Raw genomic sequence first — 12494 nt, forward strand, 5'->3', positions numbered from 1 at the left:
TACTAGAATCCTTACCGGTAGACGTTGGTCCAAGCGGCACCTTCGTCATGATTGCGCGATGATGCTGCGAGTTCTGCTTTTGACCCTCACTCTGTTTTCCAGCCTTGGCTTCGCCGCCTCCCCTGTCGTGCTGCAACGGCCCATCAGCCTGGACACCGGCAGTGGCGAGCTGTTTGGTTCGCTGTTGTTGCCCAAATCCGACAAGCCGGTGCCGGTGGTGCTGATCATCGCCGGCTCCGGGCCCACCGACCGCAACGGCAACAGCGCCGACGGCGCACGCAACGACAGCCTCAAGCGCCTGGCCTGGGTGCTGGCCAGGCACAACATCGCCAGCGTGCGCTACGACAAGCGCGGCGTGGCCGCCAGCCTTGCCGCCACCCCCGATGAACGCAACCTGACTCTGGATGCCTACGTGTCCGACGCCGTGGCCTGGGGCAAGTTGCTCAAGGCCGACCCACGCATGGGCCCGCTGATTGTGCTGGGCCACAGCGAAGGTGCACTGGTGGCCGCCCTCGCCGCCCCGCAGCTCAACCCGGCCGGGGTGATTTCACTGTCGGGCAGCGCGCGCCCGGTAGACCAGGTGATCCGCCAGCAACTGGCCGACCATATGCCTCCAGCGCTGTTACTGCGCAGCAACCAGATTCTCGATCACCTCAAGGCCGGCCAGGTGGACGCCGATGTGCCCACCCCCCTTGAGGGCATTTTCCGCCCCAGCGTGCAGCCCTATCTGATCAGCCTGTTCCGCGCCGACCCTTCGGCGGCCTTTGCCAAATTGACCATGCCGGCGCTGATCGTCCAGGGCACCAATGACCTGCAGGTCGGCGTGGCCGATGCGCAACAATTGCAGAAGGCCAAGCCCGACGCCGAGCTGACGGTGATCGAAGGCATGAACCACGTGATGCGCATCGTGCCCAACAACGTGAAGCAGCAACTGGAGTCCTATAACGACCCGCAGTTGCCGCTGGCGGCTGAACTGGGCACTCGCCTGGTTCGCTTTATCGACGGACTTCGCGCCAGTTAAGCGAGTATTGCCCTCCAGTCCTGAGCAAAACGGCCGATAAGCCATGGGTCGACAGCAAAAAGCCTGTCGGCCCGCAGAGCTTGGACAGGATCGCGCCGAATGACGAACACCGAAGCAACACCCGAACCTACCGCCGACACCACGGCTGACACCGAGGCCGCCGCATCGGCGGCGTTACCGTGGGCGGAGGTGCAGGCCGAACATTTCAAGATGCTGCGCCTGGCCCCTTTGGCCACCGACCGTGCCACGGGCGTGCGGCCCCTGCGCTTTGTGCAGTTTGGCTGGGCCGAACGCAACAACAAGGACCACAGCCTGCTGCGCATGGTCATTCAGTTGCCGGGCCAGCGGGTGCGCCGGGAACAGAACCATTTGGATATCTGGGTCGATCACGCGACCCATCGGGTGCACTTTGGCCCGGGCAACAGCCTGGAGATCGAGCCGGCTAACCGCGGCATCGGCCGTTTCCTGGTAGCCCAGGGCGCCGCCTGGGCGAAAAAGAAGTGGTCGCACTACCGCGTCGACGGCGTCGACCTGGCCAACAAGGACGCCCTCAACGAAGCCACGCGCCTGCGCCGGGATCACTTCCTGCGTATCCAGGGCTTTGATGTGGCGTACGCCGATGTCCAGCATTTGAAGGGCAACGTGCAGCCGGGCAAGGTCAGCGATGTGCTGGACAGCTGGAACACCGAAAAGCTGCAGTTCGTGGAGATTCTGGAAGCGGCGCAGATGCTGCAACAGGCCGAGCAGAACCTGGCGGAACAGGAAGTGAAACTGCGCAAGGAAGAGGAAAAAGTCACCAAGTTCAAGCGCGAAGACAGCGGGTTGCGCTTCACGATTACGTGCCTGGTGGCGTTTACCGTGTTTCAGGCGGGGTTGTTGATCTGGATTGCGACACATCGGTAATCCGGTTTATCAATTGAAACCGGATCAAAATGTGGGAGCGGGCTTGCTCGCGAATGCGGTGTGTCAGTCACCGGATATCTTGACTGAGCCACCGCATTCGCGAGCAAGCCCGCTCCCACACTGACCGCGTTACCCACTTGGAAGCGGTTAAACCCTGGCGGCGAACACCGCCTGATGCGCCCGGCATTGCTCGGCCGTCAACATGAACACGCCATGCCCGCCGCGCTGGAACTCCAGCCAGGCGAAGTCCACTTCGGGGTACAACGCCTCGACGTGAACCTGGCTGTTGCCCACTTCGACAATCAGCAAGCCCTTCTCAGTCAAGTGATCTGCCGCCTCGGCCAGCATCCGCCGAACCAGGTTCAAGCCGTCGTCACCACAGGCCAGGCCCAGCTCCGGCTCGTGCTGGTATTCATCCGGCATGTCGGCAAAGTCTTCGGCGTCGACATACGGCGGGTTGGACACGATCAGGTCAAAACGCTGGCCCGGCAAACCATCAAAGCCGTCGCCCTGAACGGTATACACGCGCTCATCGACGCCATGGCGCTCGATGTTCTGGTTGGCCACCTCCAGCGCTTCGAAGGACAGGTCGCCCAGTACCACTTCGGCGTCCTGGAACTCGTAGGCGCAGGCAATACCGATGCAACCGGAACCGGTGCACAGGTCCAGAATGCGTGCCGGCGGTGTGCCCAGCCACGGTTCGAAGCGGTTTTCGATCAGTTCGCCAATCGGTGAGCGGGGAATCAATACACGCTCATCAACGATAAACGACATGCCGCAGAACCAGGCTTCCTTCAACAGGTAAGCGGTCGGCACACGCTCGTGGATACGGCGGTGCAGCAACCGTTGCACGTGGGAGATTTCCTCTTCTTCCAGGTTGCAATCCAGGTAACTGTCGGCAATTTCCCATGGCAGGTGCAAGGCGCCGAGCACCAGTTGCCGGGCTTCGTCCCAGGCGTTGTCGGTGCCATGGCCAAAAAACAGGTCTTCCCCATGGAAACGGCTGACGGCCCATCGGATGTGGTCGCGCAAGGTGCGCAGGCGGGAAGTGATCACGGGGGCAAGCTCCTGGAAAAAACGACCGGCGATTCTAACAGTCTTAAGCTGTACCGACGATGTACGAAAAAACCCTTTGCCGCACGTCGGATTTCATCTTAAACGTGGTTTTTGCCTAAACGTAGTGCCCTATTGACATCGCTGCACGCCAACAACGGCGTACCTTACGATGGTAGCGATTCACAGAAGCGCTCAGCCAGAGGACAATGTCACAAAAGCCCCACTCACAGGAGCCCCAGAATGTCCGTTCCAAAGACGATGTTTCAACTCAGCGGTCGTGGTTACGCAGCGGCGAACCTGAACCATGCGACCCTCGTGATCATCGACGCCCAGAAGGAATACCTCAGTGGTCCCCTCGCCCTCTCGGGCATGGACGCTGCTGTCGAAAATATCAAGCAACTGGCGGCTGCCGCGCGCAACGCCGGGCGCCCGATCGTGCATGTGCGCCACCTGGGCACTGTCGGCGGGTTGTTTGACCCTCAGGGCGAGCGCGGTGAGTTCATTCCTGGCCTTGAGCCACAGGCCGACGAAACCATCATCGGCAAGCTGCTGCCCAGCGCCTTCCACGGCACCGGCCTGGAGAAACACCTGCAAGACCTCGGTTCCCTGGACCTGATCGTCTGCGGTTTCATGAGCCACTCCAGCGTCAGCACCACGGTGCGTGCGGCAAAAAACCTGGGCTTTCGCTGCACCCTGGTGGAAGACGCCTGCGCCACCCGCGACCTGCCTTACAAGGGCGGCATCCTCAGCGCCGACCACGTGCAGCAGACTGAAATGGCCATCATGGCTGACAACTTCGCCACCCTCGCCTTGACCAAAGATCTGATCTGATCGACCTTCGATGAGCGGGTAGCCGCCCGCTCATCCGCAAATACCTGTCATTTGCTGCAATTGCCTCTGTACCCGGAACAACCTGTGTATCTTCCGGTCGAAGGGCCGATACCCTGGAGGAAAGGTCGGAATGAAGATATCCGATGGTTTTGATGCTCGTCGCTTGCGCCCCAAGGGCCCGAGCAACTGGCGTCTGCGCATCGGCGCCGGCTTTGCCGCGCTGTTGGCGATAGGTGGCGTACTACTGGCAATTGCTGGCGGCGCTGGTTTGGTTGGACACTCACCGGCCCTGGGCGAGCTGAATGCCAGCCCTGGCGGTTCTGCAATACTCTTGGTCATCGGCCTGCTGGTGCTGTGGTTCGGCGTATGGCTGTGGCGCCGTTGCCGTCGGCGCATGCGCCAACCGCTGTCACTGAACATCGCTTCGCACCTGATGAAAAAGCACGACTGATGGCGTACAGATAGCGTTTGTTGCGCATCAAGCCGCCGCGATTAGGTAAACTGCCCGCCCTTCGCGGAGGCTGACATGCAAGACGACGATTTTTCCCTATTCAAGAACGAGCTGCGCGGCGTCAAGCCGATCAAGCATGATCGCGCCGACACCGGCAAACCCAAGACCGATCGCGCCCAGATCGCCAAGCTGCGCCAGGCCGCGACCGTGCGCACGGACGCCACCACCGTGGACGGCCTGTCGGATCAATTCGTTATCGATGTAGGTCCCGAAGACGAGTTGATGTGGGCCCGCGACGGCGTGCAGGAAAGCCAGATGCGCAAGCTCAAGGTCGGCCAGATCCCGTTCGAGGGCAGTCTCGACCTGCACGGCATGACCGTCGAAAAAGCCCGCGAAACCCTCTGGGCGTTCCTCGCCGAAGCCACCAAATTCGAAATCCGCTGCGTGCGCGTCACCCACGGCAAGGCCGTGCGCCTGGACGGCAAGCGGCCGATGATCAAAAGCCACGTCAACACCTGGTTGCGCCAGCACTCCCAGGTGCTGGGTTTTACCTCATGCCAGCCACGTCACGGCGGCGCTGGCGCGGTGTATGTGATGCTCAAGCGCACCATGATGGAAGGCCGCGACGAGTAACAAGTGCCATCGTCAGGCTTGCAGCGATGTGTTGGCCGCCGTACCCTTGCCCTTTGCGAAAATCCCACTAGGTAGTTTCATGTCCCTGGAACAGAATTACACCGCGATCCTCGGCCAGCTCGGCGAGGACGTTTCCCGCGAGGGCCTGCTCGACACGCCAAAACGTGCCGCCAAGGCCATGCAGTATCTCTGCCGCGGTTATGAACAGACCCTCGAAGAAGTCACCAACGGTGCCTTGTTCAGCTCTGACAACAGCGAAATGGTGCTGGTCAAGGACATCGAGTTGTACTCGCTGTGCGAACACCACCTGCTGCCGTTCATCGGCAAGGCTCACGTCGCGTATATCCCGAGCGGCAAAGTGCTGGGCCTGTCGAAGGTCGCGCGTATCGTCGATATGTATGCCCGCCGCCTGCAGATCCAGGAAAACCTCAGCCGCCAGATCGCCGATGCGGTCCAGCAGGTCACCGGCGCCCTGGGCGTTGCAGTGGTGATCGAGGCCAAGCACATGTGCATGATGATGCGCGGTGTGGAGAAGCAGAATTCGTCGATGATCACGTCGGTGATGCTGGGTGAGTTCCGCGAAAACGCGGCGACCCGCAGCGAGTTTCTCAGCCTGATCAAGTAATCCGCGGCACCTGGAAAACCGGCGTTCATCGCCGGTTTTTTTTCGCCTGTGAAAAATCAGGTAAGCTGCGCCCCCTTAAGTCTAGGGCAAGAGGTTTCAGCCATGTTCGTCAAAGCACTTCGAGTGGGCCTCGGCCACGTCATCATCGCCGGCGACTTCCTGACCCGTCCGCGCAAAAAGCAGCGCCCTGCCGAACAACAGGCGCAGGTGAACGCAGCGGCCAAGGACCTGACCCTGTATCAATTCCACGCCTGCCCGTTCTGCGTGAAGACCCGCCGCACCCTGCACCGCCTGAACGTGCCGGTGGCCTTGAAGGATGCGAAGAACAACGTGCAGGATCGCCAGACCTTGCTGGAGCAAGGCGGCAAGATCAAGGTGCCATGCCTGCGCATCGAAGAGAACGGCCAGACCACCTGGATGTACGACTCCAAGGTGATCATCGATTACCTCGACAATCGGTTTGCGGCTGTCTGACAAACAGCGAGGATCCAGTGTGGGAGCGGGCTTGCTCGCGAAGGCGGAGTATCAGCCACAGACGTAGTGGCTGATACTCCGCCTTCGCGAGCAAGCCCGCTCCCACATTAGTTTGGTATTGCCAATTCAAGATCCAGCAATGCTGAGCCCAGGCACTTGCCATGGGCGTCCAGCGCCAGCGACCGCGTCACCCCGCCCCGCAGGATCCCCGGCAACACGAAGTTCAGTGCCTGCACATTGGGCAGTTCATAACGCCGCACCGGTGCGGCACCCGCCTCCAGCAACGGCGCAAAAAACGCCGCTACCACCTCAGCCGTGAGTTGCTCGCAGAGCAGCGGATAGTCCTCGGCCCGATACGCGATGATCGAGATGTTCGAGGTGTCGCCCTTGTCTCCCGTTCGGGAGTGGGCCAGGGTGTGCAGCTTCATGCTTCGATCCTCGGGTTGACCGCGTGACGAGGCAGCAGCAACGATGCCACCGCCACCACCTGGCGCAGGCTCTTGCTGGCGCCACCGCCGCCGGACGGACCGTTGGTGTAGAGGGTTTCCACTTCATTGCCGACACGCACCGCCTCGCTGCGTTCTGCGCAGCGGGCGGCGATGCGCAGGCGCACTTCCCACGGTTCAACCGTGCTGCGCGGGCCGTGCAGGGAGTCGACGCCGATCAATTCGGCACGCACGTCCTGCATGCGCACACCGGTCAACTCCAAGCGTTTCAGGACCACATCGCGAGCCAGTTGCGCACGAGCGACCGCGCCCGGGCCACCGTAGGAAATCTGCCCCTCACCGATCCAGCCGTCCAGATAACCGACGCTGACTTTCAACGCTTCGGGACGTGGCCGTCCGCTCGCGCCGTGGGCACGCACCCGGTCCACGGCTTCTTCGGTAAACGCCACCTGGGAAAAATCCGCGCACACGTCCGGTGTGAGGTAGGCTGCCGGGTCGTGCACTTCGTAGATCAATTGTTCGGTGCACGTGGCACGGCTGACCCGCCCACCGGAACCTGCGACCTTGGTGATCAAGGCCTCGCCGTCTGGGTCAATCTCGGCCAGTGGAAAGCCCAGGCGTGCCAGATCGTCCACGTCCTTGAAACCCGGATCGGCAAAGTAGCCACCGCTGACCTGCCCCGCACATTCCAGTAAATGCCCCACCAGCGTGCCGCGCCCCAGCCGTTGCCAATCATCCGCAGCCCAGCCGAATTCGAACATCTGCGGCGCCAGGAACAACGAAGGGTCTGCCACCCGGCCGGTGATCACCACGTCGGCCTCGGCGCGCAAGGCGTCGATAATGCCGTCGGCGCCCAAATAGGCGTTCGCGGAAATCAACCGCTCGCCCAACGAGCCAAGGGTCTGGCCGTTGTCGAGCAACTGCTCCGGCTGGGCACGCAAGGTCTCAAGCACGTCGTCGCCAACCACCGCCAGCACCTTGAGGTTAAGCTCCAGTTCACTGGCAATCCGCCGCACTTCAACCGCCGCCGCCACCGGATTGGCCGCGCCCATATTGGTGATTACCCGCAGGCGTCGGCGCCCTTCGGGCCGGCCGACAAAGGGCAGCACGCGGCGCATGCGCTCACTCAACAGCGGGTCGTAACCGCCTTGTGGATCGCTGATCCGCGCCTGTTGCGCCAGGGCGATGGTGCGTTCGGCCAGGCATTCGAAGACCAGGTAATCCAGGTCGCCCTGTTCGGCCAATTCCACCGCAGGTTCGATACGGTCGCCGGAGTAGCCGGCACCGGAACCGATGCGCAAGGTTTTCATTTCAAATCACTCCCAGGAGCAAAGCCGTCAGGGTCATCAACACCGACGCGGCAAACAGAAAGGGGATGGTGAAGCGCTGGTGATCGGCCAATTCGATCTTGCACAGGCCCACCAACAGGAAGGTCGCAGGCGTCAACGGGCTGACCGGAAAGCCGGTGGTGTGCACGCCCAGCAACGAGGCCTGGGCCACTTGCAGCGGGTCGACGCCCAAGGCCTTGCCGACTTCGGCGATCACCGGCATCACGCCGAAGTAGTAGGAGTCGGGGTCAAACAGCATGCTCAACGGCATCGACAGGAAGCCCACCACCGCCGGGATCAACTTGCCGTGGCCCGCCGGAATCTGCGCCACCGCCACTTCGGCGATGGCCTTGAGCATGCCGGTGCCTTGCATGATGCCGGTGAACACACCGGCGGCGAGCAGGATGCTGGCCATGGTCAGGGCGGTTTTTGCGTGGGCGTCGATCCGCGCGCGCTGGGCGTCGACGTTCGGGTAGTTGATGCACAGCGCCACCACGGTGCCGAGCATGAACATCACCACCGGGTCGACCCAACCGGCGATCATCACCACCATCACCAGTACCGTCAGGACCAGGTTGACCCAGAACAGCCGCGGGCGACGCAGGGCAATGTCATCGTCGCTGAGCACCCGTTGCGGCACGGCGTCCACGCTGGAACCAGCGCCCAGGCCCAGGCGTTTTTCTTCCCGGTGGCCCAGCCACCAGGCGCAGGCGAATACAAAGACCAGGCCAACGATCTGCACCGGGATCAGCGGCTGGAACAAGTCCGCCACCGGCACGTGCAGCGCAGCCGAGGAACGCAGTACCGGGCCGGTCCACGGCAGGAAGTTGACCCCGGCCGCCATCGCCGCCACACACGCGAGGATGCGTTTATCAATTCCCAGCCGCGTGTACAGCGGCAGCATCGCCGGCACCGTCACCAGGAAGGTCACCGCGCCGGAGCCGTCGAGGTGCACCAGCAGGGCCAGGGTCGCGGTACCGACGACAATCCTTGTAGGACGCGTCCCTACCGTGCGCAGGATGCGATCAATGATTGGATCCAGCATGCCGGCATCGGTCATGATCCCGAAGAACAGGATCGCGAACACAAACATCCCCACCACGGGGGCGACGTTCTTGATGCCGGTGATGATGAAGGCGCTGGTTTGCAGGCCGAAACCGCCCAGCAGCGCGGCGATGATCGGCAAGGCGATCAGGGCCACCAGTGGCGACAGGCGTTTGCTCATGACGGCAGTGAGCAGGCACAGGATGGTGATGACACCCAGGGTAGCGAGCATGGGGTAGCTCCAGAACGGCGTTTTCGGCCGGTTATTGTTTTCCCTGGAGTATTGGAATCGCGTTAGGCTTTGTAAATTGGAATATTCGGCACTCCACATTCGAAAAAACAAAACGCTCGAGCAAAATAAAAATGAAAAATTCGATCCAGCATATCCAGGCGTTTCTCGCCGTTGCCCGCACGGGCAGCTTTACCAAGGCCGCCAACGAACTGCATTTGTCGCCCTCGGCGCTGACCGTGCAGGTGCAGCAACTGGAAGAGTGGCTAGGGGTTGCCCTGCTCGACCGCAGCCCGCGCCACGTCAGCATCACCGCCGCCGGCCTGGATGCACGCGGGCCGATGGAGAAGCTGTTGCTGGACCTGGACAACATCGTCACCGGCTCCCGTGACCTGGCAGCGCTACGACGAGGCGTGGTGACCATCGCCGCCCTGCCCTCCGTGTGCGCCGGCGCGTTGCCTCCCGCCCTGCGCCTGTTTCGCGAGCGTTTTGCCGGGATCGAGGTCCGCTTGCATGACCTGGTTGCTCACCGCATTCATGCGCAAGTGCGTTCGGGCGAGGTGGATTTCGGTATTGGTGTGCGGGCGCGGCTGAGCCACGGGTTGGCGTTTGTGCCGGTGCTGAATGATCGGTTATGTGCGTTCGTGCCGCTGGATCATCCGCTGACTCGTTTTGCAAAGTTGAGCCTGGAGCAACTGGCCGACCAGCCGATCATCCTCACCGGCCGCGACAGCAGCGTACGGGAACAGGTGGACGCGTTGTTCGATGACACACGCCTGACGATGCTCGCGGGGATGGAGGCCAACTACATGTCGACCGTGTTGGCGTTGGTGCGGCAGGGCTTGGGGATCAGTGTGTTGCCGGAATCGGCGGCGGACAGTCTGGAGGGGTTGAAGCGGATTACCATTGATCATCCGGGGGTGAACCGGGAGATCGGGTTGATCAGTCGCAGTGGACAGCCGTTGAGCCCAGCGGCGCAGCGCTGTTTTGAGTTGCTCAGTGAAGAATTACCTGGCGCACCGCAAAACTAAATGTGGGAGCGGGCTTGCTCGCGAAGGCGGTGGGTCAGCCAATACATGTGCTGACTGGTACACCGCCTTCGCGAGCAAGCCCGCTCCCACATTTTTGACCGGATTGTCAGCCCAGCATCGGCACATGCTTGGGATGGCTGGCCACGCGCTTCAACCACGCCTGCACGCCTGGATAGGCGCTCAGGTCAAAACCACCTTCATCCGCCACATGGGTGTAGGCATACAGCGCCACGTCGGCAATCGAGAATTGGTCGCCCACCAGATACGGCGTCAACTGCAACTGGCGCTCCATCACCTTCAGGGCTTTATAACCGCCCTTGTGCAGCTTCTTATATTCCTCCAGGCGATCTTCCGGCAGCCCCAGGTAAAACTGGATAAACCGCGCCACCGCGATGTACGGCTCGTGGCTGTACTGCTCGAAAAACTGCCACTGCAGAACCTGGGTGCGCAGGCGCGGTTCGCTGGGCAGGAACTCGCTGCCATCGGCCAGGAAGTTGAGAATCGCATTGGACTCCCACAGGCAGGTGCCGTCTTCCAGTTCCAGCACCGGGATCTTGCCGTTGGGGTTCTTGGCCAGGAACTCCGCGGTCTGGGTGTCGCCCTTCAGGATGTCGACATCGATCCACTCATAGTCGATGCCCAACAGGCTGAGCATGAGTTTGACTTTGTAGCAGTTGCCCGATTTGTAATCGCCGTAGACCTTGTACATGGAGGCTCCCCTATGCCGCTTGCGCGTGCTGTGCTTGACGGACCACCGCAGCGAGACGCTTGAGACCTTCATCCAAGCGCGCCGGGTCGATATGGCTGAAATTGAGCCGCAGGTGACCGTGATGATTGTCCGGCTCGGAAAAGAACGGTTCACCGGGCATGAACGCGATGTCCTGGTCGAGCGCAGGTGCCAACAAGGTGCGGGTATCGAGCGGCTGTTTCAAGGTCAGCCAGAAGAATAATCCGCCCTGGGGTATTTGCCAGTCGGCCAGGTCGCTGAAATGCCGCGCCAGTGCAGCCTGGAAAGCGTCGCGCCGGCCCCGGTAAAAGCTGCGCAACTCTACCAGGTGATGCTGGTATTTCTCGGTGCCGATCCATTGCATCGCCTGCCACTGGCCAACGCGGTTGGTATGCAGGTCGGCTGACTGCTTGAGTTTGAGCAGGTGCGGGAACAGGTCCGGACTGGCGATCAGGTAGCCGACCCGCAGGCCGGGCAACAAGGTCTTGGATACGGTGCCGGTGTAGATCCAGCTGGCCTTTTTCAGCCGGCTGACGATGGGTTGCGCGCTGCCGCCGTCGAAGGTCAGTTCGCGGTAGGGTTCGTCTTCGATCAGGGTTACGCCAAACTCGTCCAGCAACGCGGCGACGGCCTCGCGCTTGGCATCGCTGTAGCGCACCGCCGAAGGGTTCTGGAACGTCGGGATCAGGTAGACGAAGGACGGGCGATGCTGCTCAAGGCTGCTGCGCAAGGCTCTGAGGTCCGGACCGTCCGCCTCAAGCTGTACGGTCAGGCAATCGGCGCCGAACAATTGGAAAATCTGCAATGCCGCAAGGTAAGTCGGGCCTTCCAGGAGGATTTTGGTGCCCTTGTCGATGTACAGTTTGGCCGCCAGGTCCAGGGTTTGCTGGGAGCCGCTGACCACCATGACCTGGCGCGCATCGCAGGCAATACCCAGCACCCGCGCCTCGGCCGCCAGCAATTCACGCAACTGTGGCTCGCCTTCGCTCATGCCGTATTGGCCGATATTCAGCGGCATGCCTTCCCAATCCAGCGTGGGCAGCATTACTTCGGCCGGCAGGCCACCGGCGAAGGACATCACCTGCGGCTTTTGCGCCGCCGCTAGGATTTCACGGATCAGGGAGCTTTTAAGACGCGAAACACGTTCTGAGAAGGCCATAAGGGTCACCGGTAGCAAAGCCTGGGGAAAATACGTCAAACTGCTTGACCGAAATTACGACGACTTGGGCGGATACGTCAATATGCTTGACCTTAAAAACCAGACCAGCCAGCAAACCGCCATGGAAGCCTTCTTCTTCGGCTACCAGGCGTTCACCGCCAAGGCTGACGAAATGCTGGAGCGCCGCGGCTTGAGCCGGGTGCATCAACGCATCGTGTTTTTTATCGCGCGCTACCCGGCCTTGAGCGTCAAGGAGCTGCTGGAACTGCTCGGCGTGAGCAAACAGGCGCTGAACATGCCGTTGCGCCAACTGCAGGAAATGCACCTGGTGGACAGCGTGGCGTCCGAGACCGACAAGCGTAAGCGCCTGCTGGAGTTGACCGAGGAAGGCCGGCGTTTCGAACAATCGCTGCGGCGCGAACAGGTAAAGCTGCTGCAAAGGGCGTTTGCCGAGGCAGGCGAGACGGCGGTAGAAGGCTGGCTGGCGGTAAACAAGGCACTCAGTGGCCAATCCTGAATTGCCTTTCATCCCCTTT

At 61.6% G+C, this 12494-nt stretch carries 15 protein-coding genes; 9 read left to right on the forward strand and 6 right to left on the reverse strand.

The features are described from left to right. The first annotated feature begins 58 nt into the window (after nucleotides 1-58). Both ACIOMR_RS06925 and ACIOMR_RS06930 read left to right on the forward strand, forming a co-directional pair. A complete protein-coding gene (locus tag ACIOMR_RS06925) occupies nucleotides 59-1021 on the forward strand; it encodes an alpha/beta hydrolase (RefSeq protein ID WP_003213124.1) in 963 nt (320 codons plus the stop codon). Between the two features lie 99 nt (nucleotides 1022-1120). Continuing rightward, entirely contained in the window at nucleotides 1121-1924 is an 804-nt protein-coding gene (locus ACIOMR_RS06930) for a hypothetical protein (RefSeq protein ID WP_003213127.1), read from the forward strand. Between the two features lie 147 nt (nucleotides 1925-2071). On the opposite strand, the gene prmB is transcribed toward ACIOMR_RS06930, so the two are convergent. Next, entirely contained in the window at nucleotides 2072-2980 is a 909-nt protein-coding gene (gene prmB / locus ACIOMR_RS06935; protein ID WP_003213129.1) for a 50S ribosomal protein L3 N(5)-glutamine methyltransferase, read from the reverse strand. Nucleotides 2981-3220: 240 nt separating this feature from the next. Here prmB and ACIOMR_RS06940 point away from each other — a divergent pair, with 240 nt between their 5' ends. From ACIOMR_RS06940 to ACIOMR_RS06960, 5 genes are all read left to right on the forward strand, one after another. Next, on the forward strand, nucleotides 3221-3811 hold the full coding sequence (locus ACIOMR_RS06940; protein ID WP_008433198.1) for a cysteine hydrolase family protein: 591 nt from the start codon (nucleotides 3221-3223) through the stop codon (nucleotides 3809-3811). A gap of 130 nt (nucleotides 3812-3941) precedes the next feature. Continuing rightward, nucleotides 3942-4262, forward strand: coding sequence for a hypothetical protein (locus ACIOMR_RS06945; RefSeq protein WP_003213133.1), 321 nt, complete (start codon nucleotides 3942-3944; stop codon nucleotides 4260-4262). Nucleotides 4263-4337: 75 nt separating this feature from the next. After that, nucleotides 4338-4895 carry a Smr/MutS family protein gene (locus ACIOMR_RS06950; protein WP_003213135.1) on the forward strand — a complete coding sequence of 186 codons (558 nt, stop codon included), beginning with the start codon at nucleotides 4338-4340 and terminating at the stop codon, nucleotides 4893-4895. A 79-nt stretch (nucleotides 4896-4974) separates the two neighbouring features. Further along, nucleotides 4975-5520 (forward strand): GTP cyclohydrolase I FolE, encoded by a 546-nt coding sequence (gene folE, locus ACIOMR_RS06955; protein ID WP_003204506.1) that lies wholly within the window; start codon nucleotides 4975-4977, stop codon nucleotides 5518-5520. Nucleotides 5521-5622: 102 nt separating this feature from the next. Further along, nucleotides 5623-5994, forward strand: coding sequence for a glutathione S-transferase N-terminal domain-containing protein (locus tag ACIOMR_RS06960; protein WP_178903572.1), 372 nt, complete (start codon nucleotides 5623-5625; stop codon nucleotides 5992-5994). A gap of 107 nt (nucleotides 5995-6101) precedes the next feature. On the opposite strand, the gene ACIOMR_RS06965 is transcribed toward ACIOMR_RS06960, so the two are convergent. From ACIOMR_RS06965 to ACIOMR_RS06975, 3 genes are read right to left on the reverse strand one after another with little or no spacing between them, the layout of a single operon-like run. Further along, nucleotides 6102-6422: a hypothetical protein gene (locus tag ACIOMR_RS06965; protein ID WP_087694789.1), complete on the reverse strand. Its 321-nt coding sequence runs from the start codon at nucleotides 6420-6422 to the stop codon at nucleotides 6102-6104. Continuing rightward, on the reverse strand, nucleotides 6419-7750 hold the full coding sequence (locus tag ACIOMR_RS06970; protein WP_401193065.1) for an acyclic terpene utilization AtuA family protein: 1332 nt from the start codon (nucleotides 7748-7750) through the stop codon (nucleotides 6419-6421). Before ACIOMR_RS06970 ends, ACIOMR_RS06965 begins: the two co-directional genes overlap by 4 nt. A gap of 1 nt (nucleotide 7751) precedes the next feature. Continuing rightward, entirely contained in the window at nucleotides 7752-9044 is a 1293-nt protein-coding gene (locus ACIOMR_RS06975; RefSeq protein WP_003213142.1) for a CitMHS family transporter, read from the reverse strand. A 131-nt stretch (nucleotides 9045-9175) separates the two neighbouring features. Between ACIOMR_RS06975 and ACIOMR_RS06980 the strand changes: the two genes are divergently transcribed. Beyond that, entirely contained in the window at nucleotides 9176-10072 is an 897-nt protein-coding gene (locus ACIOMR_RS06980; protein WP_177051909.1) for a LysR family transcriptional regulator, read from the forward strand. Between the two features lie 106 nt (nucleotides 10073-10178). Here the strand turns inward: ACIOMR_RS06980 and ACIOMR_RS06985 are convergent, their stop codons facing one another. Both ACIOMR_RS06985 and ACIOMR_RS06990 read right to left on the reverse strand, forming a co-directional pair. Continuing rightward, nucleotides 10179-10781, reverse strand: a complete 603-nt coding sequence (locus ACIOMR_RS06985; RefSeq protein WP_008432197.1) for a glutathione S-transferase family protein — start codon at nucleotides 10779-10781, stop codon at nucleotides 10179-10181. A gap of 10 nt (nucleotides 10782-10791) precedes the next feature. Continuing rightward, nucleotides 10792-11958 carry a PLP-dependent aminotransferase family protein gene (locus tag ACIOMR_RS06990; RefSeq protein ID WP_003212839.1) on the reverse strand — a complete coding sequence of 389 codons (1167 nt, stop codon included), beginning with the start codon at nucleotides 11956-11958 and terminating at the stop codon, nucleotides 10792-10794. Nucleotides 11959-12040: 82 nt separating this feature from the next. Here ACIOMR_RS06990 and ACIOMR_RS06995 point away from each other — a divergent pair, with 82 nt between their 5' ends. Next, nucleotides 12041-12475: a MarR family winged helix-turn-helix transcriptional regulator gene (locus ACIOMR_RS06995; protein ID WP_003212841.1), complete on the forward strand. Its 435-nt coding sequence runs from the start codon at nucleotides 12041-12043 to the stop codon at nucleotides 12473-12475. Nucleotides 12476-12494 lie beyond the last annotated feature (19 nt).

Source organism: Pseudomonas sp. NPDC087814, from assembly GCF_044742865.1.
GTDB lineage: Bacteria > Pseudomonadota > Gammaproteobacteria > Pseudomonadales > Pseudomonadaceae > Aquipseudomonas.

Bases quoted from the DNA above. Each gene is read 5' to 3' on its own strand.
- ACIOMR_RS06925 (WP_003213124.1), top strand. From the start codon at position 59: ATGATGCTGCGAGTTCTGCTTTTGACCCTCACTCTGTTTTCCAGCCTT.
- ACIOMR_RS06930 (WP_003213127.1), top strand. From the start codon at position 1,121: ATGACGAACACCGAAGCAACACCCGAACCTACCGCCGACACCACGGCT.
- ACIOMR_RS06940 (WP_008433198.1), top strand. From the start codon at position 3,221: ATGTCCGTTCCAAAGACGATGTTTCAACTCAGCGGTCGTGGTTACGCA.
- ACIOMR_RS06945 (WP_003213133.1), top strand. From the start codon at position 3,942: ATGAAGATATCCGATGGTTTTGATGCTCGTCGCTTGCGCCCCAAGGGC.
- ACIOMR_RS06950 (WP_003213135.1), top strand. From the start codon at position 4,338: ATGCAAGACGACGATTTTTCCCTATTCAAGAACGAGCTGCGCGGCGTC.
- folE (WP_003204506.1), top strand. From the start codon at position 4,975: ATGTCCCTGGAACAGAATTACACCGCGATCCTCGGCCAGCTCGGCGAG.
- ACIOMR_RS06960 (WP_178903572.1), top strand. From the start codon at position 5,623: ATGTTCGTCAAAGCACTTCGAGTGGGCCTCGGCCACGTCATCATCGCC.
- ACIOMR_RS06965 (WP_087694789.1), bottom strand. From the start codon at position 6,422: ATGAAGCTGCACACCCTGGCCCACTCCCGAACGGGAGACAAGGGCGAC.
- ACIOMR_RS06970 (WP_401193065.1), bottom strand. From the start codon at position 7,750: ATGAAAACCTTGCGCATCGGTTCCGGTGCCGGCTACTCCGGCGACCGT.
- ACIOMR_RS06975 (WP_003213142.1), bottom strand. From the start codon at position 9,044: ATGCTCGCTACCCTGGGTGTCATCACCATCCTGTGCCTGCTCACTGCC.
- ACIOMR_RS06980 (WP_177051909.1), top strand. From the start codon at position 9,176: ATGAAAAATTCGATCCAGCATATCCAGGCGTTTCTCGCCGTTGCCCGC.
- ACIOMR_RS06985 (WP_008432197.1), bottom strand. From the start codon at position 10,781: ATGTACAAGGTCTACGGCGATTACAAATCGGGCAACTGCTACAAAGTC.
- ACIOMR_RS06990 (WP_003212839.1), bottom strand. From the start codon at position 11,958: ATGGCCTTCTCAGAACGTGTTTCGCGTCTTAAAAGCTCCCTGATCCGT.
- ACIOMR_RS06995 (WP_003212841.1), top strand. From the start codon at position 12,041: ATGCTTGACCTTAAAAACCAGACCAGCCAGCAAACCGCCATGGAAGCC.